Genomic DNA, 24412 nt, shown 5'->3' with positions numbered 1-24412 from the left:
ATGAGTTTCAACAGTTTCGGGCGGGTTCTTCGTTTCACGACTTGGGGGGAAAGCCACGGGCTTGCGCTAGGCGCCGTGATCGATGGCTGTCCGCCGCGCCTCTCGCTGTCCGAAGCCGACATCCAACCTTTTCTCGACAAGCGCCGACCGGGGCAGTCGCGCCACACGACACAGCGGCGCGAACCGGACCAGGTCCGCATCCTGTCGGGCGTGTTCGAAGGCAAGACGACAGGAACGCCCATCAGCCTGATGATCGATAATGTCGATCAGCGATCGAAGGATTATGGGGAGATCGCCCAGGCCTATCGCCCCGGTCATGCCGATTATGCCTATGATGCAAAATATGGGATTCGCGACTATCGCGGCGGTGGCCGGTCGAGTGCGCGTGAAACCGCTGCGCGCGTTGCTGCGGGCGCGGTGGCGCGGTTGGCGATCCCGGAGGTGCAGATTCATGCCTGGGTCGCCGAAATCGGCGGCGATGCCATCGACGCTGCAAATTTCGATCTCGAGGAAATCGATCGCAATCCCTTTTTCTGTCCTGACCCTGCGGCGGCCCAGCGTTGGGAAGGGCTGATGGACGAAGCGCGCAAGGCGGGCAGTTCGCTGGGTGCGGTAATCGAATGCGCGGCAAGCGGGGTCCCCGCGGGCTGGGGCGCACCGGTTTATGGCAAGCTCGACGCCGACCTCGCGGCTGCAATGATGGGCATCAATGCGGTCAAGGGGATCGAAATCGGCGCTGGTTTCGGCGCGGCGCGGCTGCGCGGCGAACAGAATGCCGATCCCATGCGCCCGGCCTCCGATGGTAGCAACCGTCCCGATTTTCTGTCGAATAATGCGGGCGGCATTGCGGGTGGCATTTCAACTGGTCAGCCGGTCGTGGTGCGCGTCGCCTTCAAGCCGACCAGTTCGATCCTGACGCCGGTACCGACGATCAACCGCGCGGGAGAAGCGACCGATATCGTCACCAAGGGGCGCCATGATCCCTGCGTGGGCATTCGCGGCGTGCCTGTCGTCGAAGCGATGATGGCGCTGGTGCTCGCCGATCACAAGCTGCTCCATCGGGCCCAGTGCGGATAAGACCGCGATGATCGAGTCCGCCCAGACCGTCATCCTGGAATATCAGGCGATTATTGGCCTGATCGTTCTGGGGCTGATGTTCGTGGGTTTTGTGATGGAGCGCTTCCCGGCGACGGTGGTGGCGATCCTGGGAACCTGCACATTCCTTTTCCTTGGCATCTTGTCGGGCAAGGATCTGTTTTCGGTCTTTTCCAATCCTGCCCCGGTGACGATCGGCGCGATGTTCATCCTGTCGGGCGCCTTGCTGCGTACCGGGACGCTCGACGCGATTGCGAACCGCATCATTGCGCGGGCCCAGCGGCATCCCAAGCTGGCCCTCGCGGAAATGTTCCTCGGCGTTTATGTCGCCTCTGCTTTTCTCAACAACACGCCGGTCGTCGTGGTGATGATCCCGATCATGCTCAAACTGGCGGTGGCGTTGGGGATCAGCGCCAAGCGATTGCTGATGCCGCTGTCTTTCGTCTGTATTTTGGGCGGAACAACCACCCTTGTCGGCACGTCAACCAACCTGCTCGTGGCTGCGGTGGCCGAAGAAAATGGCCTCGACCGGTTCGGAATTTTCACCATCACGCCGGTCGGCTTGGTGGCGGGCGTGTCGGGCGTGCTCGCGTTGCTGTTCATCGCGCGTCGTTTTCTGCCCGACGACACGCCGTCGCAAATCGCGTTAAGCCAGGAGCATCGCAGCTTCCTTTCCGAGGTTCGCATATTGAAGGGCGGCAATCTGGTTGGCCGCCGCGTCGGCGATGTGCCCTTCGCCAAACGCGCCAACGTCAAACTTGTCGGGTTAAAGCGCGGCGCCAACCTGCGCCGCACCGGCGTTGCCGATGAAGTGCTGGAAGCGGAAGATCGCCTCGTCCTGCGTCTCGAACTGGCCGAACTCCTGTCGCTGCGTGTAAACAAGAATGTGGCGATCGGTCTGACGGCCGGGCATGACGATATCGCACAGGACAGCGACATGGTGGTCGAAGCGATGATCGCGCCCAGCCATCCGGCGATCGGCCGTCGCCTCGTTGAAATTCCTTTCCTGTCCGCGCTCAAGGTGCGCATTCTCGGCATTGCTCGCTTCCGCAAGACGCCGGGGCCGGACCTTCCCAATGCGCGCGTTCAGGCGATCGACCGGGTTCTCGTGACCGGACGGGCCGACCAGATCGAACAGATGTATGGGAACCCGCATCTTTATGGCGTGGGATCGACCAGCGAACGGGAATTCCGGCGTAGCAAGGCGCCGATCGCGATTGGTGCGCTGCTCGGTGTGATCCTGCTCGCGACCTTCAACATCATGGACATCGGCGTTGCCGCGGTCATCGGGGTTGGCTTGATCCTCGTCACCCGCTGCATCGATGCCGATGAGGCTTGGGATTCGATCGACGGCAATGTGCTGGTCCTGATCTTTGCGATGCTGGCGGTCGGCCTGGCGCTCGAAAACTCGGGCAGTGTCGGACTGGTGGTGCGCGAGTTGACCCCGCTTCTGCGCGAAGTGCCGCCATGGGCGCTGATCGTCGCCACCTATGTGGTGTCGGTATTGCTGACCGAGATTATTACCAACAATGCCGTCGCCATTCTGGTGACGCCGCTGGCCATCGCGGTCGCGCGCGAATTGGGCGTCGATCCCTATCCGCTGGTTATCGCGGTCATGTTCGCCGCCTCGGCGAGCTTTGCGACGCCCATCGGTTATCAGACAAACACATTGGTCTATGCTGCGGGCAACTATCGTTTCATCGATTTTTTCCGGGCTGGAATCCCGCTGACCATCGTCGTCGGGGTGGCCACATGTGCGGCGATCGCACTGCTCGTTTGACAACATGAAATCTGAAGATTGCCCGTGATCTCGCGGGCTGATACGCGGCCTGTTTGAGGTTCGCTGCCGAGTGGGCGAAGAGGGGAATGACCAAATGGCGAAACGCCTGACAATCTACATTCTGATCGGGATGATACTGGGCGTTGTCGCCGGTTATCTGGTCCGCGTCGCCGTACCTGCCGGTACCGAAACGTTCGAATATTGGTTGAAGAGTTTCGGCCTGCTGTCGACGATCTTCCTCAACCTGATCAAGATGCTGGTCGCGCCCTTGATCCTGGCCACTTTGGTGTCGGGCATCGCGCATATGGGCGACAGTACCGCACTGGGCCGGATCGGCGTGCGCGCGATCATCTGGTTCATGCTCGCCAGCCTGATTTCGATCAGCCTCGGCCTTGTCATGGTCAATCTTTTCCAGCCGGGTGCCGGTGTCGATCTGACCGCTTCGACGCAGGCGGTGGGCGAGGTGAAAAAACTCGATATGTTCGAGTTCATCGAGCATGTGTTTCCCAAGAATGTGTTCCAGGCGATGGCGGAAAACAACGTCCTCCAAATCCTGGTCTTTTCGCTGTTTGCGGGTGTCGGCCTGTCGGCGCTCGGGGAAAAGGGTGCGCCGCTCGTCCGCGGGGCAGAGGCGCTCGCCGAACTGATGCTCCAGATCACTGGCTATGTCATGCGCCTCGCTCCGCTCGCGGTGTTCGGCGCGCTGGCAAAGGTGGTCGCGCAATATGGGCTGGGTATTCTTGGTACCTATGCCGAATTGCTGACCGAATTCTATTTGTCGCTTATGGTGCTGTGGGTGCTGTTGCTGGGGGTCGGGGCGATCTTCCTGCAGCGGCGGATATTCTCGCTGATCCGCTATATTCGCGAACCGCTGCTGATCGCTTTTTCGACGGCGTCGTCCGAAGCTGCGATGCCCAAGCTCTTCGAACAGCTCGATCGCTTCGGCGTGCCGCGCCGCATTTCGGGCTTTGTGCTGCCGCTTGGCTACAGCTTCAACCTCGACGGGTCGATGATGTACGCCAGCTTTGCGACCATTTTCATCGCCCAGGCCTATGGCATCGATCTGCCGATCGAGACGCAAATATTGATCCTTCTGACGCTGATGGTCTCGTCAAAGGGAATCGCCGCCGTGCCGCGGGCCAGCCTCGTCGTCATCACCGCGACGCTGGCGATGTTCGACTTGCCGGTTGAAGGGGTCGCGCTCATTTTCGCGATCGATCAGTTCCTCGACATGGGCCGGACAGCGACCAATGTTGTCGGCAATGCGGTTGCCACCAGCGTCATTACCAAATGGGAAGGCATGCTGGAGGTCGAGGAGCCCGCCTTTGCCGATCGCCCCCATGCACCCAGTCACACAACCCATCATGGCGCGCGCGGGTTGGAACTGCAGGAAGATATGGTCGAGGATCAGCGCAAGCCTGCCGCCGATTAATCGAGCGCCAAAAAAGAAAGCGCCCGGCGTACCCGTTCAGGGGGCGCCGGGCTTTTGCTTGTATGTGCCGGGTGGTGACGCCTTAGTCTTCGCGCATCCGTTCGATACGGCGGCTGGTGTTGCGCTCGGTCGCCGGGCGTGGAGCCGGAGCCGGACGCACTGCGGGTGCGGGGCGAGGGGTGGGCGCCGCGCTAGGTGGACGCGACGGAGCAGTGGGCCGCGACATTGCAGGCGGCGTTAGCGGAGCAGGGCGGGCGAAATCGGGATCGCGGTCGCGGCGCGGAGCCCCGATCGGGCGGCGCGGCCTTTCGAACTGGTCGCCGCCGATCGTTTCGCGCGGGGGACGGCCGCCTTCGATCACATCGCGTCCAGGCCGCCGTCCCGGAATGGCCCCGGGGCGATCGGGCCGTGCCGGATTTTCGGCGGCGGGTGGCGTGCCCCTGCCGGGTCGGGGGGACGGGCGTGTCCCCGGGGTTCCGTCACGGTCTCCGCGTCCGTCCCATCCACCGGGGCGACCCGGCCGGCCGGGACGATCGGGACGGCCATCACGTTCGCGGTCGCGCCAGTGTCCATCGCGGCGCCAGTCGCCACGGTCGTCGCGGTGATGTTTCCACCATGCGCGCCTGCCGCCCCAATAGCTTAGATAATGGCCGCGCAACGGATAGCGGTTGCGATAATTGTCGAACATCCACAGGCCATAGCCAGGGTAATAATAGCGGTCGTACCATCCCCCGCCAAACCCGATCTGGACGAAGCCGCCGCTATAGTCGGTGGGGTCGTAACAATCATAGCCATAGCCGTCGTCATAGGCATAAGGGTCATAATCATAATAGCGGTCGGAACAGACCCCGGCGGAGGCATAGCTCGCGCCATGGACATCGCCGTAATAGCAACCGCCGAGCGCGGTGGTCGCGAGCGCGCCGAACAGGATGGAAAGAGGTTTTTTCAGGCTCTTGGTCATGGGCCAATCCTTTGTGGGCGCCGCAAAACGGTCGCCATGCTGTGTCGATGATTGCACGAGTCGAGTTGAATTTGCGGTGAATAGAGTCGCTTAGGTGTCTTTGCATTACTTGCATCGATGTCAGTAGTGCGATAGCCTGCCCCGGATTTGAATTGTCGAAGGATATGCTGCGATGAATGCGCCTGCCAAGATTCAGTGGCCTGCTGACCGTTTTGGTCCGGAAACGCAGCATTGGCTGCCGCGCAATGCCGGTAGCACGCTCGACCATATTCCCGGCGAAGACGGTCTGCCGATTCTGGGCAACACGCTCGACCAGCTCCGCGATTATCCCGGCTTCGCGCGCCGGATGGTCGAAAAATATGGCCGTGTATATCGTAACAACAGCTTTGGCGGGCGCAATGTCGCGCTCTACGGGCCGGAAGCGAACGAACTGGTCATGTTCGACCGCGACAAGATCTTCTCGTCCGAACAGGGATGGGGGCCGGTGCTGAACCTGCTGTTCCCGCGCGGACTGATGCTGATGGATTTCGAAAAGCACCGGGCTGATCGCAAGACATTGTCGGTCGCCTTCAAGCCGGAACCGATGCGTCACTATGCCGATGCCCTCAACGAAGGGATTGGAAAACGGATCGCCGACTGGAGCGGCAGGACCTTTCCATTCTATCCCGCGATCAAGGAACTGACGCTCGACCTTGCCGCGACCAGCTTTCTTGGCATTCCGTGGGGTCCCGAAGCCGACAAGGTGAACAAAGCGTTCGTCGACATGGTGCAGGCATCGATCGGCATCGTGCGCGTGCCGCTGCCCTTCACGGCGATGGGGCGCGGGGTAAAGGGGCGTGCCTATCTGGTCGAATATTTCGGCCGCATGGTGCCCGAACGGCGCGAAGGCAGCGGAGAAGATATCTTCAGCCAGATCTGCCGCGCGCGAGATGATAACGGCGATCATCTTTCGGTCGGCGCGATCGTCGATCACATGAATTTTCTGATGATGGCGGCGCACGACACGATCACCAGTTCGATCACCACGCTTGTTTGGCAGCTGGCGAAAAATCCGGATTGGCAGGACCGGCTGCGCGAAGAGATGCTGGCCGTCGCTCCGGCGGGCGAGGGTGTCGGTCACAACAGCCTGGGTGAGCTTGAAATGACCGAATGGGCGTTCAAGGAAGCATTGCGACTGGTGCCACCTGTGCCGAGTTTCCCGCGCCGCGCGCTCAAGGATTTCGAATTTGGCGGCTATCGCATTCCGGCAGGAACGTCGGTCGGCGTCAGCCCCGCCTTCACCCACATGATGGCGGAGCATTGGCCCGACCCCGAACGGTTCGATCCGATGCGCTTTTCGCCGGAAGTCGCGCGCGGGCGGCACAAATATGCGTGGGTGCCTTTTGGCGGCGGCGCGCATATGTGTCTTGGGCTCCATTTCGCTTATATGCAGGCGAAGATATTTTTCCATCACGTCGTGACCACTCACCGGATCGTGGTGGCGGACGGCTATGATCCCGAATGGCAGATATTGCCGATTCCGCGGCCGAAGGACGGATTGATCGTGACGTTCCAGCCGCTCTGATCTTGCCCGCGGGGCGATTTGGTCCCACTTGGCGATGGTGAGGAATTTTCTCCCCTATCTCATCGCCTTCGTGGCTGTTCTGCTGTTCGCTTTTGGCGTGATCCGGGGCATGGAGTGGATCGGTTCCAATCCGCAGCATAATCCGGCGGCGCGGTTCGAACTGGCGCATCTGCAAGGCTGGGCGACCCAGCGCAAACTGCGCGAACTTGTCAGCGACGATGATGCCTGCTTTGCGGCTTTTGACCGCGCCGGGGCGGGGTATGAGCGCCGGGCGCCAATTGGGGAGGGCGCATGCCGGGCCAGCCAGCGCATGATCCTGACCAGCATCGCAAAGGTGCCAAGCCTGGCGCCTGCGGCGGTAGCGCCCGGTTGCGCCGTGACGGCCGCGATGGCGCTATGGAACCGCGACGTCGTACAGCCGCTGGCCCAGCGCCATTTTGGACAAAAGGTCGTGCGTCTCGCGACCATGGGCAGCTATAATTGCCGCAAGATCGCGGGCCGCGATGCGCAGAGCGAACATTCCACTGCGAACGCCATCGACATTTCGGCCTTTGTCCTGGCCGACGGTACGCGGGTCTCTGTTCTGGATGACTGGGACAAGGGGGACGCGAAAGGCGCCTTTCTGCACGCGGTACGCGATGGGGCGTGCGATCTGTTCAGTACGACGCTGTCGCCCGACTATAACCGGGCGCATGCCGATCACTTCCACCTCGACATGGCGGTGCGCACTGCGGGCTGGTCGGCTTGCCGCTAAAGCCCTGTTTCGTTACACTTCCGCGCTGGTCGCCGGTTCAGACGGTAAAGCTCTCGCCGCAGCCGCAGGCGCCCTTGGCATTGGGATTGTTGAAGACGAAACCCGCCGCGAAATCATCCTCGACCCAATCCATCGTGCTGCCGATCAGGTACAGCACCGATGCACCATCAATATAGAACAGGCCGCCGGGGGTCTCGATCCTCTCGTCGAACTTCTGTTCCGCGCTGACATAGTCGACCGAATAGGCCAGCCCCGAACAACCGCGACGCGGGGTCGACAGGCGGACACCGATCGCACCGTCGGGGGCGTTCGCCATCAGCGCGGCGATCCGTGCTTCGGCGTTGGCGGTCAGCGTCACGGCTGCGGGACGGCTGCGGGTTTTGGTTTCGGTCATTCCGTATCTCCTCCCTCCCGCTTGCGAGAGGGGTCGGGGGTGGGCCTTTCAATATAGGGATGATCCGGCCCGCGCCCATCCCTAAGCCTTCCCGCAAGCGGGAAGGGAATTACAGCATCCCGAGTTCGAGCCGGGCTTCATCGCTCATGTTCGCGGGGCTCCACGGAGGATCCCAGACCAGATTGACTTCGGCATCGCCGACCCCCGGTACCGCGCCGACGCGCAGTTCAACCTCGCCCGGCATCGATTCGGCTACCGGACAATGCGGGGTGGTCAGCGTCATCGTGACGACAGCGTGTCCTTCGTCGATCTCGACATTGTAAATGAGACCAAGATCATAGATATTCACCGGAATTTCCGGGTCGTAAATATCCTTCAGCGCCGCAATCACCGCTTCATACAGGTCGCCGCCGACGCCATGCGGATCGGCACTGGCTGGCTTTGCGGCCAGAAAACCTTCCAGATAGTCGCGCTTGCGTTCCAGCTTTTCGCTTGCTGTTTCGCTATCCTCGACGCGCGCCTTCGGCGGCGCTTCGACGCTGGTCACTTCCTCGACCTTGATCATCCGGTCCTCGCTCATCCGAAAATCCTTTCGACGCGCGCCAGCCCTTCGACCAGCGCCGTCACATCGTCCGCATTGCTGTAAAGCCCGAAACTGGCGCGCGCGGTGGCGGGAACGCCCAGGTGCGCCATCAGCGGCTGTGCACAATGGTGCCCGGCACGGATCGCGACCCCATTTTCGTCCAGGATCGTGCCGATGTCGTGCGGGTGCACCCCGGCCATCGCAAAGCTGACGATCCCGGCGCTGTTTTCGGGGCCGAACAGGGTGATGCTGTTGCGGCGCTCCAGCGCCTCGCGCAACTGCGCCACCAATGCCGTCTCATGCGCATGGATCGCCTCGACTCCGATGCCACCGACATAGTCGACCGCCGCCGCGAGCCCCAGCGCCTCGATGATCGCCGGGGTGCCGGCTTCGAAGCGGGTCGGGGCGGGGGCATAGGTCGTCTTTTCAAAGGTCACGCGGTCGATCATCGATCCGCCCCCCTGCCACGGCGGCAACCGGTCGAGCTTGTCGCTCCACAGGATGCCGATACCGGTCGGGCCGTAAAGCTTGTGCCCCGAAAAGACATAATAGTCGCAGCCGAGCGCCGCGACATCGACCGGCAGGCGCGGCACCGCCTGGCATCCGTCGATCAGCAATTCGGCGCCGACGCGGTGGGCCAGCTCGGCGGCGCGCGCGACGTCGAGCGGGCTGCCGAGCACGTTCGAGACATGCGCAAAGGCGACCATCTTATGCTCGGCCGTCAGCAGCTTTTCGGCGGCATCGAGGTCGATGCAGCCGTCGGCGGTCAGCGGGCAGACGTCGACCTGCCAGCCCGCGAGCTGCCAGGGCACGATATTGCTGTGATGCTCGAGCATCGACAGCAGCACGCGGCCTTTGCGCGGGTGCGAGTAAGCGACAAGATTGATCGCCTCGGTCGCGCCGCGCACGAAAGCGATCTGCTCTTCCTTCGCGCCGATAAATGCCGCGATCCGCCGCCGCGCCGCCTCATAGGCGAGCGTCATGTCGGCCGAGCGCGCGTAGACGCCGCGGTGGACGGTCGCATAGTCGCGGCCCATCGCGTTCACCGTCGCGTCGATCACCGCCTGCGGCTTTTGCGCGGTCGCAGCGGTGTCGAGATAGTGCCAGCCGGGGGTCAGGCCGGGGAAATCGGCACGGACGTCGGGGAAGGTGCGGAGCGCGGTTGCGGTGCTCACACCAACTCTCCCAGCTTGGCGAGCGCGAGGGCCTGTAGCTTTTCCTCATCCTCGGCGCCGTCGAAGACGCCCGCGACGAAGGCCTGAAGCAGGATCTTCTTCGCCTCGGCGGGCGGCAGGCCGCGCGACTGGAGATAGTAAAGGCTCATCGCGTCGAGTTCGCCGATCGCGCAGCCGTGCGCGCATTTGACGTCGTCGGCGAAGATTTCGAGCTCGGGTTTGGCATTGGCGGTCGCGCGGCGGTCGAGCAGCATCGCCTTCACATCCTGCTCGCTGTCGGTCTGCTGCGCATCGCGCGCGACCGCAACCTTGCCGAGATAGGTGCCGGTGGCGTTATTCGCTACAACCGAACGAATGGTCTGACTGCTGACCGCGCCCGGTTCCTCATGATGGATCGTGGTTACGATTTCCAATGTTTGGCCCGCACCGCCGATCTGGACGCCGCCAAGATGGAAGCGGGCTCCTTCGCCCAGGAAAGCTCGCAACGTGAGGCGGCCATATGCTCCGGCGATGTTGAGGACGTGCAGGTCAAGCTGTGCACCGGGTTCAAGATCGATCTCGACATCACGAGCAACGCTTTTCGTAGCGTCGAGCACAAAGCTCATCGCATGCGTTTCATTCTCGCTAACGACAAATCGCTCAGTCTTGATCGGCCACAGATCGGCAACCGCATCGATATCGCTATAGCGCCAAGCTTCGTCGCGCCGAGTGGGGACGGCGGTCATCGGGTCAAACCCTTTTCGTCACCCCGGACTTGATCCGGGGTCCCGCTTCCTTCGTCGCCGGAAAAGCGGGATGCCGGATCAAGTCCGGCATGACGATGCAGAGGAAGGCGTCGGTTGAAGATCACGCCGCAATCTCCGCATAGCCTTCGCGTTCCAGCTCGAGCGCCAGTTCGGGGCCGCCCGATTTGACGATGCGGCCGCCCGCGAGGACGTGGACGAAATCGGGCTGCACATAGTCGAGCAGGCGCTGGTAATGGGTGATCAGCAGCACCGCCTTGTCGGGGCGGCGCATGATCGTATTGATCCCGTCGCCGACGACGCGCAGCGCATCGATGTCGAGGCCTGAGTCCGTCTCGTCGAGGATTGCGAGCTTGGGGTCGAGGATGCCCATCTGCACCATTTCGTTGCGCTTCTTCTCGCCGCCCGAAAAGCCGACGTTCACCGGGCGCTTGAGCATGTCCATGTCGAGCTTGAGCAGCCCCGCCTTCTCGCGCGCGAGCTTCAGGAAATCGCCGCCCGACAGCGGCTCCTCGCCGCGTGCCTTGCGCTGCGCGTTTAGGCTTTCGCGCAGAAACTGGACGTTCGATACGCCGGGAATTTCGACCGGATATTGGAAACCGAGGAACAGCCCGGCGGCGGCGCGCTCGTGCGGGTCGAGGGCGAGGAGGTCGAGCGTCTCGGTAGTCCCTGCACCCCGGCGCAAGCCGGGGCCCATTTCCAACGCCCCGTCTGGGCCCCGGCTTTCGCCGGGGATCACGTTGGGCGAGAACATCACCGACCCCTCAGTCACCTCATAGCCCGGACGTCCGCCGAGCACATAGGACAAAGTCGACTTGCCCGCGCCATTGGGCCCCATGATCGCATGAATCTCGCCCGCATTGATGCTGAGCGCCAGGCCCTTGAGGATCGGCTTGTCGGCGACGGTGGCGTGGAGGTTTTCAATTTTGAGCATCATCGGTCCGTTCAGTTTCCGCCGCGCTGCAGGCGGTCGGCACGTATCTTCTGCAATAATTTGATGAAGTTTGGCTTTTCCGCCGCGTCGAGCTGCGACTTCAGGCCGCTCGCCTGATCTGCCGGATATTCCTTGTCGATCGCGCCAAAGAGCTGGGCCCTCAGTTCCTTGCATCCTTCGGTCGCTGCAGCAAAAATCGCATCGTCGGTCGCATCGGTTTTGGTCATCCGGACAGCGTAAGTCGTCATGCAGCGGTCGTTGGCCTGCGCCAGCATCATTGCATCGGCTTGCGCTGTTTGCGCATGAGCTCCCCCGGTAAGCAGAGTCGCGCCCAGAAGGAGGCTAGTTGGCAAAAATCGGTTCACCCCACGCTCCCTTCAAGGCTGATCCCCAAGAGCTTCTGCGCCTCGACCGCAAACTCCATCGGCAGTTGCTGCAGCACTTCCTTGGCGAAGCCATTGACGATCAGCGCCACCGCCTCTTCCTGCCCCAGCCCGCGCTGCATCGCGTAGAAGAGCTGGTCGTCGCTGATCTTGCTCGTCGTCGCTTCATGCTCGACCGTCGCGGTCGGGTTGCGGACTTCGATATAGGGGACGGTGTGCGCGCCGCAGCTGCTGCCCAGAAGCAGGCTATCGCACTGGGTGAAGTTGCGCACGCCCTCGGCATTCGGCGCCACCCGCACGATCCCGCGATAGGTGTTGTTCGACTTGCCCGCGCTGATCCCCTTGCTGACGATGGTGGAGCGCGTGCGCTTGCCATTGTGGATCATCTTGGTGCCGGTGTCGGCCTGCTGGAAATTGTTGGTGACCGCGACCGAATAGAATTCGCCGACGCTGTCGTCGCCGTTGAGCACGCAGCTCGGATATTTCCACGTGATCGCGCTACCGGTTTCGACCTGCGTCCACGACACCTTGCTGCGCTTGCCCTGACAGAGCGCGCGCTTGGTCACGAAATTATAGATGCCGCCTAGGCCCTCGGCATTGCCGGGGTACCAGTTCTGGACGGTCGAATATTTGATCTCGGCATCGTCCAATGCGACGAGCTCGACCACCGCGGCGTGAAGCTGGTTCTCGTCGCGCATCGGCGCGGTGCAGCCTTCGAGGTAGGAGACGTAGGCGCCCTTGTCGGCGACGATCAACGTCCGCTCGAACTGCCCCGTATTCTCGGCATTGATGCGGAAATAGGTGCTGAGCTCCATCGGACAGCGGACGCCCTCGGGAACATAAACGAAGGTGCCGTCGGAGAAGACCGCGCAGTTCAATGTCGCGAAATAATTGTCGTGCATCGGCACGACCTTGCCGAGCCACTTTTTCACCAGCTCGGGATATTCGCGGATCGCCTCGCTGATCGACAGAAAGATGACGCCGGCCTTCTTCAGTTCCTCGCGGAAGGTCGTCGCGACGCTGACGCTGTCGAACACCGCGTCGACCGCGACCTTGCGCGCGCCCTCGACCCCCGCGAGCACCTTCTGCTCCTCGATCGGGATGCCGAGCTTCTTGTAAACCTCCAGAATCTCCGGATCGACCTCGTCGAGGCTCGAAAGCTTCGGCTTCGCCTTGGGCGCCGCGTAGTAATACGCATCCTGATAATCGATCGGCGGCACGTTCAGCTTCGCCCAGTCGGGCGTTTCCATCGTCTGCCAGTGGCGGAACGCCTTCAGCCGCCAGTCGAGCATCCATTCGGGCTCGTTCTTCTTGGCGGAGATGAAGCGAACCGTATCTTCGGTCAGCCCCTTGGGCGCAAAGTCAGTCTCGATATCGGACGACCAGCCATGTTCATAATCGGCGACCTTCGCCGCGGCGTCGTGCGCGGCCTGATCCTTGACGGGGGTATCGCTATTGTCGGTCATAATCTGATCTCGTCGTCGGCCATCGCCGGAATCGGGGGGGCTGTTCTCGGCTTGGCGGCCAGGCTGGCGAGGCTGATTCCGGCCAGCGCGCCGCGCACCGCTCCGTTCACGACGCCCCAGTGCGGTTGCACCTTGCAACTGCCCTCTAGCGTACAGTCGTGCCGACCTTCGGCGACACAGGCGGTAAGCGCGATCGGCCCTTCGACTGCCTCGATGATGTCGGCGACGCTGATCGCGGCGGCCGGGCGCGCCAGCCGCACGCCGCCGCCGCTGCCGCGCGAGGCGACGAGCAATCCGGCCCGAGCCAGGCCGCTCACCAGCTTCTGCGCGGTCGGTCCCGGAATGCCGGTCTGTTCGGCCAGCATACCCGCGTGAATCGGCACCGACCCGCACTGGCGGGCGGCCGCACTCATCAACACCACGGCATAATCGGCAAGGTTGGACAGGCGCATAGTCTCTGTCGTCCGGCAACTGCGAACGATTCTTAACTGGAGTAAATTACTCCACTTATATAGGGAGGCTGTTACGGCGGCGCAAGCCGGGATGCCGCGTCGGGCGAAAGCGTCCAAAAAAAAAGGGCACCCGCTCGGCCGAAGCCAAACGAGTGCCTAGATGAAGGTCTCAGTCCTCGTCAGAGGAAGAGCTCTTCTGGGTCGCGGGGTCCAATTATGCGGCCCGCTCGATTCTGGATTGGACGAAAACGCCAAAAAGCAATGGCCTGCACATTTTGAAGGTTAATCGGCTTTAAACCGTCTGGCCGCTCCAGGTGCCCCTTCTCCTGCATCGCGGTGCCGCCCGGCTTGCGGCGCTTTTTGGTCTTGGAGCGTCAAGTCTCTGAAACAATGGGGCTGACACGGCCGGCAAGCTGTTTGCGACCCTTGGTCGTCGCTTCGGTATAGGAGGAGGGCTTGCCGAGCTGGCCCGGAGTGGCCCCGGCAAAGCGCTTCACTTCGCGGATCAGGTGCGACTGGTCGTAAAATGCGTCACCCAATGCCGCTGTGTCGAGATTCTCGCCGCGTGCCAGCGCGGCGGCGGCGCGCACGGCGCGATATTTGCGCGCCAGCATGCGCGGGGACAGCCCGTAATAATGTTTGGTCATCCGTTCGACTGAACGGATCGACATGCCCGTGGTGTCGACCAGATCGGCGACTTGGGGCGATGCGGAAGAGGTCAGCCAATTGTCGACCGTACGGATGAACCACATCGGCGCATGCTCGTGCCGGGTCAGCACTTCGCGCACGAAATTATTGCCGATGATCAGTTTTTCCTGCGCGCTTTCAGCCTTGTCGAGCGCGGCGGCGACATCTTCGATCCAGGGGCCGAACAGGTCCACGGCATCGATCGCCCGATCGGTCAGTTTTTCCGCATGTTCGCCCATCAGCGCCGCCCATCCGGCGGGAAGCATGCCAAAACCGAACAGGCCGGTCGGCTGGTTGCAGATCGCGCGGACCCGGCTGCTCGTCGGGCCTACGATATTGGCGCGGCAGGCGGGTGCTTCGTGGCCGTCGGAAAAGACATAGCCGCCGTCGGGTATTTCCATGAAGCGGAACTGCGGCCGGTCGGCACGTTCGAATTCGTCAAAGCGCGGCATGTTGATCCGCGCGATGTAAAAGCTCGATACGAGCTCGGCCAGGTCGGGATCGGGTGGATGATATTCCAGTTCGAACGGCGGTCTGCCGCCCCCATCCCCCGATGAGGCAATTTGCTCTGACATGACGAGACGACCCCCGGTGGCTTTATTGCCGCCTGTATACGGCTCCATAATCCCCAATTTTCCGGGGAGTCGTCAAGCGTCAATTTGCTTGCCGTTACGGCATGGGCAAGGTTCAAGCTCCGCCTTTCTCGCTGGAAATCCACTGATCGACCCGCCGTTCCAATATGTCGAGCGGTACCGGCCCCGATTCCAGTACGACGTCGTGGAAGCTGCGGTAATCGAAGCGATTGCCCAGCGCGGCCTGGGCTCGTCCGCGCAGCTCCATGATCTTCAGTTTCCCGATCAGATAGGCGGTCGCCTGTCCGGGATAGACGATATAGCGCTCGATTGCCTTTTCGATATCGCCATCAGGATTGGGGGTGTTGTCCTTGAGATACTGGATCGCCCGTTCACGGCTCCACTTCTTGTCGTGAAGGCCGGTATCGACGACCAGGCGGCAGGCGCGCCACAATTCCATGCCCAACCGCCCAAAGTCGCTGTATGGATCGGTATAGAAGCCCATGTCCTTGGCAAGTTCTTCCGAATAGAGGCCCCAGCCTTCAGTATAGGCGGTAAAACCCCCGAAACGGCGGAAGGGCGGCAGGCCGGTCAGTTCGGTCTGCACCGCGCGCTGCAGGTGATGACCGGGAACACCCTCGTGATAGGCAAGCGCCTCCAGCTCGGTTTTCGACATGTCTCTAAGGTCATAGAGATTGACATAATAGGTGCCCGGCCGCGATCCGTCGGGGGAGGGTGACGAGTAAAAAGCCTTGCCCGCCGACTTTTCGCGAAACGCCTCGACCGGTTTCACAACCAGCGGTGCCTTGGGCAATATATTGAAAAAGGCGGGAAGCCGGGCTTCCATTGCCTTCACATGGGTATCGACCTCGGCCAGATAGGCTTCGCGGCTGGTGTGAAAATATTGTGGGCTGGTCCGAAGGTGGACGAAAAATTGCTGCAGGCTGCCCTTGAACCCGACCTTGGCCATGATCTGCCGCATTTCTCCATGGATGCGGGCGACTTCGGACAGGCCAAGGTCATGGATCTGGGCGGCGGTCATGTTGGTGGTGGTATAATTCGCGAGCAGCGCGGCATAATAGGCCTGACCATCGGGCATCCGCCACACGCCGTCCTCGCGCGGGGCGTTCGCCTGCTGGCGTTTCATTTCGGCGAGCAGACGCCGATAGGCCGGAGCCGCGCTTTCGTCCCAGGCCGCGCGTGCCGCTGCGCGCAGCCGCGCCTTTTCGTTATCGGCGATCGCAAGCTTGCCGACCTTCGCGTCCAGATCGGCGATCACCGCATTGTCGGTGACGAGCAGATTGTCGATGTCCGAAATGACATGCGGATACACCCAGCGCGGCGGCGCCATGCCCTTTGCCGCGCGCTCGGCGGATTGGGCGGACAGCGTGTCGAGCAGAGGGCCGAGTCCGCGAATGCGCGCGATATAGGCTTCGGCCTCGGCGGGGTTCGATACGCGGTGGATGTTGATCAGAAAGGCGGGAAGCTGGCTCTGCGCTCCGTTCATCTGGTCAAAGATATAGCCATGATCGCGAAACGCGAACAGCGTATCGGCGCGTTTGGCCTGTGCGTCGAACAGTTCGAACGACAGGGCTTCGTCGGTCGACAGCGCCGCGGGGTCAAAGCTTGCGCGCATCGCCGCTGCGGCTGCCTGTTGCAGCTTGTGGCGCGCGATCTGGGCGTCGTCACCCTGGTCGGTCCAGCGGGCATAGTCGCCATCGCGAACGCCGCGATAGGCCTTGCCCTGCGGGCTCAGGGACAATTGCGCATCGTCGTATTTGTCAAAGAATTGCGAAAGATTGGCGCCGGCGGGGGGCTGCGCCGGGGCCGCAGGGGAAGGAGGCGCTTGTTCGGCCGCGATCGGGGCACAGCCCGCAACGCTCCCGGCAACGATCAGCGCGAGCAGGCTGGAAGACAGGCGGGCAGGCAAGGGGACGACAGGGAACAGGCGCGGCACAGATTTCTCCCGGATTTTCCGTTGGCTTTGCAGATGGACGGGGCTTGCCATAGCGCCCGTCGCGGCGCAATGGCGGGCGATGTCGCTTTTCGCCTCGCTCGCCGATACCGCCTATGCGCTGGTCCGCCCGCTCGTTCATGCCACCGATGGGGAGGCGGCGCATAATCTGACGCTCAATGCCCTGCAGCCGATGCCGCGTGCGCGTTCCGCGCTGACCAGCTCGGTGCTGGCGTGCGAGGTGGCCGGACTGCATTTCCCGAACCCGGTCGGGGTCGCGCCGGGATTCGACAAGGATGCGCGCGTTGCCCACGCGATGCCGCATTTCGGTTTCGGCTTTGTCGAGGTCGGGACGCTCACCCCGCTGGCGCAAGAGGGCAATCCGCGTCCGCGGTTGTTCCGATTGGTCGAGGATCGCGCCGTGATCAACCGCATGGGCTTCAACAATGGCGGGCAGGCGAAGGCGGCCGATCGTATCCGGTGCCTGCGCCGCTACGGCCTTCCGGTGCCGCTTGGCATTAATATCGGCGCCAACAAGGACAGCGCCGATCGCATTGCCGATTACGCCAAGGGTGCGGAGGCGATGGCGCCGCTGGCCGACTATCTTACCGTCAACATCTCCTCGCCCAACACGCCAGGATTGCGCGCGCTTCAGGATCGGGGCGCGCTCGAGGCGCTGCTGGATGGCGTGGCGGCGGCCCAGGCGTCGGATCCCAAGCCCGTGTTTCTGAAGGTTGCGCCCGATCTCGAACCCGCCGACATCGACGACATTGTGGCGGTTGCGATGGACAAGGGGCTGGCGGCGATCATCGTGTCGAACACGACGATCGAGCGCCCGGCGCTCGTTTCGCGCCACGCTGACGAGGCCGGCGGCCTGTCAGGGGCGCCTTTGACGGGCCTTGCCCTACAGCGGCTTCGCGATTTCCGCGTTGCCAGTGGCGGCGGCGTCCCGCTTGTGGCGGCGGGTGGGATCGGGTCGGCGGATCAGGCGTGGGACCGTATTCGCGCAGGGGCCAGCTTGATCCAGATATATTCGGCGATGGTGTTCGAAGGTCCGGGGCTGGCGGCGCGGATCGCCCATGGGCTGGAGGAGCGCGCGGTGCGCGACGGCTTCGCGCGGGTTGCGGATGCAGTGGGCACGGCGCCCCGCTGATTTTTCGGCGGGTGGACCTCTCGTCGACCCTGGCTGATGACAGGAAGTCGGAACAAGGGTTGCGCTGGCCCTTGGCCCGCGCCAATGTCCGCGCCATGCTGAAGCGAATCCTTTCCCTTATCGCCCCGGTCTTGCTCGTTATTCCGTCGCTCGCGGTGGCGCAGGGTGTGACCTCTTCCGCCGACTCGCGCGCGACCGAGGCGGGACGCCAGATCTTGCACCAGGGCGGCTCGGCCGCCGATGCCGCGGTGGCTATGATTGCCATGCTGACGCTGGTGGAGCCGCAGTCGAGCGGCATTGGCGGCGGCGGCCTGCTTGTCTATCACGACGAAAAAAATGGGCACATCAATACGATTGAGGGTCGCGAAACTGCTCCGGCGTCCGCGACCGCCGAACGCTTCCTTGGTCCCGACGGCAAGCCGCGTGCCTATACCGACGCCATCCCGGGCGGCCTTTCGGTCGGCGTGCCGGGCAATATTCGCCTGATGGAGGCCGCGCACCGCAAATGGGGGCGCCTGGAATGGGCGGCGCTGTTCCAGCCCGCGATCAAGCTGGCCGAAGAAGGTTTCGAAGTTTCTCCTGTTCTGCATAACTGGTTGAACCGTTTTGAGCCGCTGTGGAAAGATTTCCCCGACGCGCGCGCCATTTACTATGTCGACGGCAAACCGGCGCCGGTTGGCACGCGGTTGAAAAATCCGGCCTATGCCGCCTTGCTGCGTGACATTGCGGCGCGCGGCCCCGATGCATTTTACACCGGTGCGAGCGCCCGTGCGATCAGTGCGGCCGTTGCGAACGCTCCCCGCAACAAGGCGGTCATCACGGCGCGCGATCTGGCGGCGTACAAGGCGAACGAGCGCCCTGCGGTATGCACCACCTATCGCATCTACAAGGTGTGCGGCATGGGTCCGCCCTCGTCGGGTGCGACAACCGTTTTCGGTATTCTCGGCATGCTCGAGGGCTGGGACATGAAGGCGATGGGCAAGGATAATCCCATGAGCTGGCATCTCCTCGCCGAAGCGATGCAGCTCGCCTATGCTGACCGCGCCCTCTATCTGGGCGATGGTGATTTCGTCGAAGTTCCGGTCAAGGGGCTGCTCGACAAGGGCTATCTGGCCGAACGTCGCCAGCTGATCTCGCCCTATGGTCGCGCCGCATCCTATCCCGCCGGGACCCCCCCGGGGGCGAAGCCGCGCACCGCATCGGGCCCGGTCGCCGAAAATGGCACCACCCATTTTGTTGTGGTCGATCGCGACGGCAATGTCGCCTCGCTGACCTCGACGATCGAGAGCATCTTTGGCAGCCATCTGGTCGCCAACGGCTTTTTCCTGAACAACGAACTCACCGATTTCGACCTCAACCCGCAATATGAAGGTGCGCCAGCGGCGAACCGCGTCGCACCGGGCAAGCGCCCCTTGTCGTCGATGTCGCCGACGATCGTTTACGGTCCTGATGGCAAGCCGATTCTTGCGGTGGGCTCGGCCGGCGGCCGGCGCATCATCATGCACGTCACCAAGACGCTGATCGGCGTTCTCGACTGGGGATTGAGCGCCGAGCAGGCGATCTCGCTGCCCAATCTGTTCTTCGGCCGCGAAGGCGTGCTGATCGAGGATAATGCTGCGGGACAGGCGATAGCGGAAAAGATGGCGCCCTTTGGCTACACTTTCACGCCGACCGACATCGGGTCAAAGCTTAACGCGGCGGAACGCACCGAAAAGGGTTGGCGCGGCGCCGCCGATCCGCGCAGCCCCGGCACATCGGCCGTCGATGATGCGCCGCCGCAGGGCTGATCCGCACAAAATGATAACAGACGAAATAATCTTCTCCCCGGGAGAGAGAGGCGCATGAAGCTCGAAAATCCGCATCTCGACCATTTTCCGAGTTTGGTCGCGATGTTCTTCGACCGCGCGGAAATGGGCGGCGAGACCCCGTTTCTGTGGCGCAAGGCGGATCGCAGCTGGCAACCGCTGAGCTGGCGTCAGGTTGCAAACCAGGTCGCGGCCCTCGCGCATAATCTGCGTGAGCTGGGGCTGAAGGACTGCGACCGGGTTGTGCTGGTCAGCGAAAACCGTCCCGAATGGTGCATCGCCGACCTTGCGATCATGGCGGCCGGCTGTGTCACCGTGCCGACCTACACCACCAATACCGAACGCGATCATCAGCATATTCTCGACAACAGCGGCGCGCGCGCGGTCATCGTGTCGACAGCAAAGCTGGCCCGCACGCTGATGCCCGCGGTGATGCGTTCGGACGCGCATATCGTGATCAGCATGGAGCCGCTGCGCGTCGGGCAGCAAGGGGACGTCGCGGTCCATGACTGGGACCCGCTCGTCACGGGCGGCGAACAGTGGCTGGATGCGGCGCGGGCGCGCGGTGCCGCCATGGCGCGCGACGATCTGGCGTGTCTGATCTATACCAGCGGCACGGGCGGTGCCCCGCGCGGGGTTATGCAACATCATGGCGCGATCCTGCACAATGCCGCCGGTGCGGCAGAGGTGCTGGTCAATGATTTCGGCATCGGCGATGAAGAGGTGTTTCTCTCCTTCCTTCCGCTCAGCCACGCCTATGAACATTCGGGCGGCCAGTTCCTGCCGATCATGGTCGGGGCGCAAATCTATTACAGCGAGGGGCTGGAAAAGCTCGTTTCGAATATCGAGGAAACACGCCCGACCATCATGGTCGTCGTCCCGCGCCTGTTCGAGGTCATTCGCGCCCGGATGATCAAGTCGGTCGAGAAACAGGGCAAGCTTGCGAACTGGATGCTCAACCAGGCGCTGCGCGTGGGTGAAAAGGATTATGAGCGGCGCATGGGGCTGCTCGACCGTCCGGTCGACATGCTGGTGAACAGGCTGTTCCGGCCCAAGATTTCGGCGCGCTTTGGCGGTCGGATGAAGGCCCTCGTGTCGGGCGGCGCGCCGCTCAACCCGGAAATCGGGGTGTTTTTCCATTCCATCGGCCTGACCCTGCTCCAGGGCTATGGGCAGACCGAGGCGGGGCCGGTGATCAGCTGCAACCGCCCTGCCGCGGGCCTGAAGATGGATACCGTCGGGCCGCCGCTGATGAATACCGAGGTCCGGATCGCCGACGACGGCGAAATCTGCGTGCGCGGCGAATTGGTGATGAAGGGCTATTGGCACAACGCCGCAGAAACCGAACGGGTGCTCGTCCCCGACGCCGCCGAACCCGAAAAGGGCCCCTGGCTTCATACCGGCGACATCGGCCATATCGATGATGCAGGGCGCATCGTCATCACCGACCGCAAGAAGGATCTGATCGTCAATGACAAGGGCGACAATGTCTCGCCCCAGCGGGTCGAAGGGATGCTGACGCTGCAACCTGAAATCCTGCAGGCGATGGTCTATGGCGACAAGCGGCCGCATCTGGTCGGGATCATCGTTCCGGACCCTGAATGGGTGGTCGAGTGGGCGGAGGCGGAAGGTCTTCCGAAGGATCTGAAACTGCTGCGCGAACATGAAAAGTTCCGCGCCGCGATCCGGGGGGCGATCGATCGCGTCAATGCGCAGCTTTCGGTCATCGAAAAGGTGCGCAAGTTCGATCTCGCCGATGAACCGTTTACAATCGAAAATGAACAGATGACGCCGTCGATGAAAATCCGCCGCCACATTCTGCGGCAGGTTTACGAAGACCGGATCGCCGCACTCTACAAGGCCTGACGAGCGCGCGCCGCGCAGTCCTTGTCTTTCAATCTAACAGGCGGGGTTGCGACCCGAAAAGCTCGGTGCAAACCGGACCCCGCCCGCGGCTGGCCCTTTTGGGGTCAGCCTTCATCCCCCGCCGGTTTGCGATAGGGGACGAACTCGCCGAAAACACAGGTCGGCCCGCGAATACCGCTCGACCGATCGACCAGGTGAAAAAAGTCGCCGGAACAGGTTGATGAACCGAACTGGCGAATGACCATGATATCGCTGTCGCGCGCGAGTCCGGGACAACTGCTGCGCAGATCGTTGCGATAGATCAGCGAGCCGCTGGCCCGATACAGCAGAATATTGTCCGATATCCGTATCGTTTCGTTGGTTCGGTAATTCGGCAGGCATTTTTCCGGCTTGCCCGGGACCTTGCCCGCCAGATGCTTTTCCAGCCGTTCGGCCTGCTTGGGGGTCAGCGCCGCCGCGCCAGGCTCCGCGGTGCCCGCAGGGGCGCAGCTCGCCACCAACGGCGCTACCAAGACCACAAGGGCGGCCCATATGGGAGTGCGCATTACCATGTTGGAATCCTTCGGAATTGAAAATAATGAATCGAAAATGAACGGTTGCTGACCGGCCGATGTCATGCCGCATCCTTCAGCGCGCGAATCCGACCAAGCTCAGCCGCGCTGGGTGCGCGAAGAAAGGGGTTGGTGGCACGTTCGGCGCCGATGCTGGTCGGAACGGTTGCTTCGCCCGCTTCGCGGGCTGCCTCGACCGCCGCCAGTCGCCCTGCAAGCGCATCGTTGTCCGGATCGACCGTTACCGCGAACCGCGCGTTGGACAACGTATATTCGTGGGCGCAATAGACGCGGGTGGCATCGTCCAGTTCTGCCAGCCGCTGCATGTTGGCGAACATCTGTTCGGCCGTCCCTTCGAACAAGCGGCCGCACCCCATGGCGAACAGCGTATCGCCGACGAAAATCGCTTCGTCTTCGCGGAAATGATAGGCGATATGGCCCGCCGTGTGGGCCGGCACGTCCCAGACATCGACTGCGTGGGCGCCCAGCATGACGCGGTCGCCGCCACGGACCTGGACGTCCAGCGTCGGAATGCGTTCATATTCGGCCGCCGGGCCTGTGATCGTGCAGCCGGTAGCCTCCTTGATCGCGGCGTTGCCGCCGGTATGATCGGGGTGCCAATGCGTGTTCCAGATATCGGTGATCGTCCAACCACGTTCGGCCGCCGTGGCGAGTACCGGGTCGGCAACCGCGGGGTCGACTACCATCGTTGCCTTGCTGACGGGTTCGTGGACCAGCCAGACATAATTGTCGCTGAGGACGGGGATGCGGACGATGTCGAGCGCGGTCACGTGTCGTCTCCTTTCTCGCCGTCCCTCATCCTTCAGACGGAGTCGGGACGCACGAACCTTGGTGGGCTAGCCGGTCAGGGCAGCGGGTCGGAAGCATCGCACGCGCCGCGGGGCTTGTTAAGCCCGGATGCGGCCGATCAGCGCCAGCGCCCCGGCCGCCAGCTCTTCGGTCAATTGGCGGGCACCCGCAGCGCGGACCAGCGCCGCTGCCTGTCCTGCCCACAATGGCGTGAAATCGCCCTTGCCAGCGGCCTCCGCTGCCCGGCGAAGCGGCGCGATCGCGGCAGAGGCATGGGGAAAGGGCGGCGCATCGGGCGATACCGGGCCCAATGCGTTGATTAGCCTGTTGCGTATGCCGCGCGCGATTCCGCCGGAAAACAGGTTGGTCAGGACGGTTTCCTCGCGATCCTTGCTCGTCAGGCTGTGGCGATAGGGGGCGGCGATCGGGCATTCGGGCGTGAGCAGATAGGCGGTGCCGATCTGCACCCCTGCGGCGCCCAGCATCATCGCGGCGGCGATGCCGCGTGCATCGGCGATGCCGCCAGCGGCGATCACGGGGCAATCGACCGCGTCGACGATTTGCGGGACCAGCGCCATCGTGCCGACCTGGCTGTCGCGGTCGTGCGACAGAAACCAGCCGCGATGCCCGCCCGCTTCATATCCTTGTGCGACAATGGCATCGCATCCGCGCGCCGCCAGCGCGCGCGCTTCGGCCACCGTCGTCGCGCTTGCCAAGATGCCGATGCCTGCGGCGCGCAGCGGCGCGATCAGACTTTCATCGGGCAGACCATAGTGGAAACTGGCGACGTTCGGCGCTGCCGCGAGGGTTGCGGCCGCCATCGCGGCGTCGAACGGGGCGCGGATCGGTGGGGGCGGGCCCCCTTCGGCGATCTCCCATTCGGTGTAAAAGCGCTTCAGCGCCGCCTCCCAGCGCTGCGTGTCGGGGGATGGGGGCAGGTGGTGGCAAAAGAAATTGAGGTTCAAGGGCGCATCGCTGCGCTGACGGATGACCGACACGGCGGTCGATACCTCGTCGGGCGTCATCATGCCGCACGGCAATGATCCCATCGCACCGCCGGCCATTGCCTCGATGACAAGATCGTTCGATGTCGCGCCAGCCATCGGCGCCTGGATGATCGGGTGGCGCGTGCCCAGCAGGTCGATCAACCGCCGGTCGGGCCACCCGGTCATCTTAGGGTCAGGACTCATTGATCAGAGCCAGAAGATGACGGTAGCGGCGAGGGCTACGGCGGAGAAGAAGGCCTTCGGGCACCGATCGTAGCGCGTGGCGACGCGCCGCCAGTCCTTGAGACGACC

General features: G+C 62.9%; 22 protein-coding genes and 1 pseudogene. 8 read left to right on the top strand and 15 right to left on the bottom strand.

The genetic code is table 11. The annotated features are described in order from the left end of the window. The 3 genes from aroC (at position 1) to U0S50_RS16945 (ending at position 4307) form a co-directional block, all read left to right on the top strand. Entirely contained in the window at positions 1-1077 is a 1077-nt protein-coding gene (gene aroC / locus U0S50_RS16955) for a chorismate synthase (RefSeq protein ID WP_322309860.1), read from the top strand. A 7-nt stretch (positions 1078-1084) separates the two neighbouring features. After that, positions 1085-2875, top strand: a complete 1791-nt coding sequence (locus U0S50_RS16950) for an SLC13 family permease (protein ID WP_322309859.1) — start codon at positions 1085-1087, stop codon at positions 2873-2875. Between the two features lie 94 nt (positions 2876-2969). After that, entirely contained in the window at positions 2970-4307 is a 1338-nt protein-coding gene (locus U0S50_RS16945; protein WP_322309858.1) for a dicarboxylate/amino acid:cation symporter, read from the top strand. A gap of 82 nt (positions 4308-4389) precedes the next feature. Here the strand turns inward: U0S50_RS16945 and U0S50_RS16940 are convergent, their stop codons facing one another. After that, entirely contained in the window at positions 4390-5268 is an 879-nt protein-coding gene (locus tag U0S50_RS16940) for a hypothetical protein (protein WP_322309857.1), read from the bottom strand. Between the two features lie 172 nt (positions 5269-5440). On the opposite strand from U0S50_RS16940, the gene U0S50_RS16935 reads away from it, so the two are divergent. Together U0S50_RS16935 and U0S50_RS16930 are read left to right on the top strand one after the other, a co-directional pair. Next, the gene (locus U0S50_RS16935) at positions 5441-6832 is read left to right on the top strand and encodes a cytochrome P450 (protein WP_322309856.1); all 1392 of its coding nucleotides are present in this window, start codon (positions 5441-5443) and stop codon (positions 6830-6832) included. A 34-nt stretch (positions 6833-6866) separates the two neighbouring features. After that, complete coding sequence (locus U0S50_RS16930; RefSeq protein ID WP_322309855.1) at positions 6867-7586, top strand: extensin family protein; 720 nt, start codon at positions 6867-6869, stop codon at positions 7584-7586. A 37-nt stretch (positions 7587-7623) separates the two neighbouring features. On the opposite strand, the gene U0S50_RS16925 is transcribed toward U0S50_RS16930, so the two are convergent. From U0S50_RS16925 to U0S50_RS16880, 10 genes are all read right to left on the bottom strand, one after another. After that, on the bottom strand, positions 7624-7980 hold the full coding sequence (locus tag U0S50_RS16925) for an iron-sulfur cluster assembly accessory protein (protein ID WP_322309854.1): 357 nt from the start codon (positions 7978-7980) through the stop codon (positions 7624-7626). Between the two features lie 109 nt (positions 7981-8089). Further along, positions 8090-8560, bottom strand: coding sequence for an SUF system Fe-S cluster assembly protein (locus U0S50_RS16920; protein ID WP_322309853.1), 471 nt, complete (start codon positions 8558-8560; stop codon positions 8090-8092). Then, complete coding sequence (locus tag U0S50_RS16915) at positions 8557-9738, bottom strand: cysteine desulfurase (RefSeq protein WP_322309852.1); 1182 nt, start codon at positions 9736-9738, stop codon at positions 8557-8559. Before U0S50_RS16915 ends, U0S50_RS16920 begins: the two co-directional genes overlap by 4 nt. Then, positions 9735-10463, bottom strand: a complete 729-nt coding sequence (locus U0S50_RS16910; RefSeq protein WP_322309851.1) for a SufD family Fe-S cluster assembly protein — start codon at positions 10461-10463, stop codon at positions 9735-9737. Before U0S50_RS16910 ends, U0S50_RS16915 begins: the two co-directional genes overlap by 4 nt. Before the next feature lie 121 nt (positions 10464-10584). Then, the gene (gene sufC / locus U0S50_RS16905) at positions 10585-11415 is read right to left on the bottom strand and encodes a Fe-S cluster assembly ATPase SufC (protein WP_322309914.1); all 831 of its coding nucleotides are present in this window, start codon (positions 11413-11415) and stop codon (positions 10585-10587) included. An 11-nt stretch (positions 11416-11426) separates the two neighbouring features. After that, positions 11427-11780 (bottom strand): hypothetical protein, encoded by a 354-nt coding sequence (locus U0S50_RS16900; protein ID WP_322309850.1) that lies wholly within the window; start codon positions 11778-11780, stop codon positions 11427-11429. Further along, a complete protein-coding gene (gene sufB, locus U0S50_RS16895) occupies positions 11777-13264 on the bottom strand; it encodes a Fe-S cluster assembly protein SufB (protein WP_322309849.1) in 1488 nt (495 codons plus the stop codon). The genes U0S50_RS16900 and sufB overlap by 4 nt, the downstream gene beginning before the upstream one ends. After that, the gene (locus U0S50_RS16890) at positions 13261-13716 is read right to left on the bottom strand and encodes an Rrf2 family transcriptional regulator (RefSeq protein WP_322309848.1); all 456 of its coding nucleotides are present in this window, start codon (positions 13714-13716) and stop codon (positions 13261-13263) included. Before U0S50_RS16890 ends, sufB begins: the two co-directional genes overlap by 4 nt. Before the next feature lie 374 nt (positions 13717-14090). Then, positions 14091-14978, bottom strand: coding sequence for a helix-turn-helix domain-containing protein (locus U0S50_RS16885; protein ID WP_322309847.1), 888 nt, complete (start codon positions 14976-14978; stop codon positions 14091-14093). A gap of 112 nt (positions 14979-15090) precedes the next feature. Continuing rightward, positions 15091-16932 carry a DUF885 domain-containing protein gene (locus tag U0S50_RS16880; protein ID WP_322309846.1) on the bottom strand — a complete coding sequence of 614 codons (1842 nt, stop codon included), beginning with the start codon at positions 16930-16932 and terminating at the stop codon, positions 15091-15093. 79 nt (positions 16933-17011) lie between these two features. On the opposite strand from U0S50_RS16880, the gene U0S50_RS16875 reads away from it, so the two are divergent. The 3 genes from U0S50_RS16875 to U0S50_RS16865 all read left to right on the top strand — a co-directional run bounded on the left by U0S50_RS16875 (position 17012) and on the right by U0S50_RS16865 (position 21753). After that, complete coding sequence (locus U0S50_RS16875) at positions 17012-18082, top strand: quinone-dependent dihydroorotate dehydrogenase (RefSeq protein ID WP_322309845.1); 1071 nt, start codon at positions 17012-17014, stop codon at positions 18080-18082. A gap of 95 nt (positions 18083-18177) precedes the next feature. Further along, positions 18178-19869 (top strand): gamma-glutamyltransferase, encoded by a 1692-nt coding sequence (gene ggt, locus U0S50_RS16870; RefSeq protein ID WP_322309844.1) that lies wholly within the window; start codon positions 18178-18180, stop codon positions 19867-19869. A gap of 54 nt (positions 19870-19923) precedes the next feature. Further along, the gene (locus tag U0S50_RS16865) at positions 19924-21753 is read left to right on the top strand and encodes an AMP-dependent synthetase/ligase (RefSeq protein WP_322309843.1); all 1830 of its coding nucleotides are present in this window, start codon (positions 19924-19926) and stop codon (positions 21751-21753) included. Between the two features lie 104 nt (positions 21754-21857). Here U0S50_RS16865 and U0S50_RS16860 read toward each other — a convergent pair whose 3' ends face one another. The 4 genes and pseudogenes from U0S50_RS16860 to U0S50_RS16845 form a co-directional block, all read right to left on the bottom strand. Further along, positions 21858-22304 carry a hypothetical protein gene (locus U0S50_RS16860; RefSeq protein ID WP_322309842.1) on the bottom strand — a complete coding sequence of 149 codons (447 nt, stop codon included), beginning with the start codon at positions 22302-22304 and terminating at the stop codon, positions 21858-21860. Between the two features lie 62 nt (positions 22305-22366). Beyond that, positions 22367-23095 carry a hydroxyacylglutathione hydrolase gene (gene gloB, locus U0S50_RS16855; RefSeq protein WP_322309841.1) on the bottom strand — a complete coding sequence of 243 codons (729 nt, stop codon included), beginning with the start codon at positions 23093-23095 and terminating at the stop codon, positions 22367-22369. Positions 23096-23212: 117 nt separating this feature from the next. Beyond that, the gene (locus tag U0S50_RS16850; RefSeq protein ID WP_322309840.1) at positions 23213-24304 is read right to left on the bottom strand and encodes a nitronate monooxygenase; all 1092 of its coding nucleotides are present in this window, start codon (positions 24302-24304) and stop codon (positions 23213-23215) included. 3 nt (positions 24305-24307) lie between these two features. Next, positions 24308-24412, bottom strand: a pseudogene (locus U0S50_RS16845) (IS5/IS1182 family transposase); the annotation flags it as partial.

The organism is Sphingopyxis sp., from assembly GCF_034380315.1.
In the GTDB taxonomy this organism is placed as follows: domain Bacteria; phylum Pseudomonadota; class Alphaproteobacteria; order Sphingomonadales; family Sphingomonadaceae; genus Sphingopyxis.
Note: the sequence above shows the minus strand (reverse complement) of the source record. Positions and strands in the feature narration are given on the sequence as shown.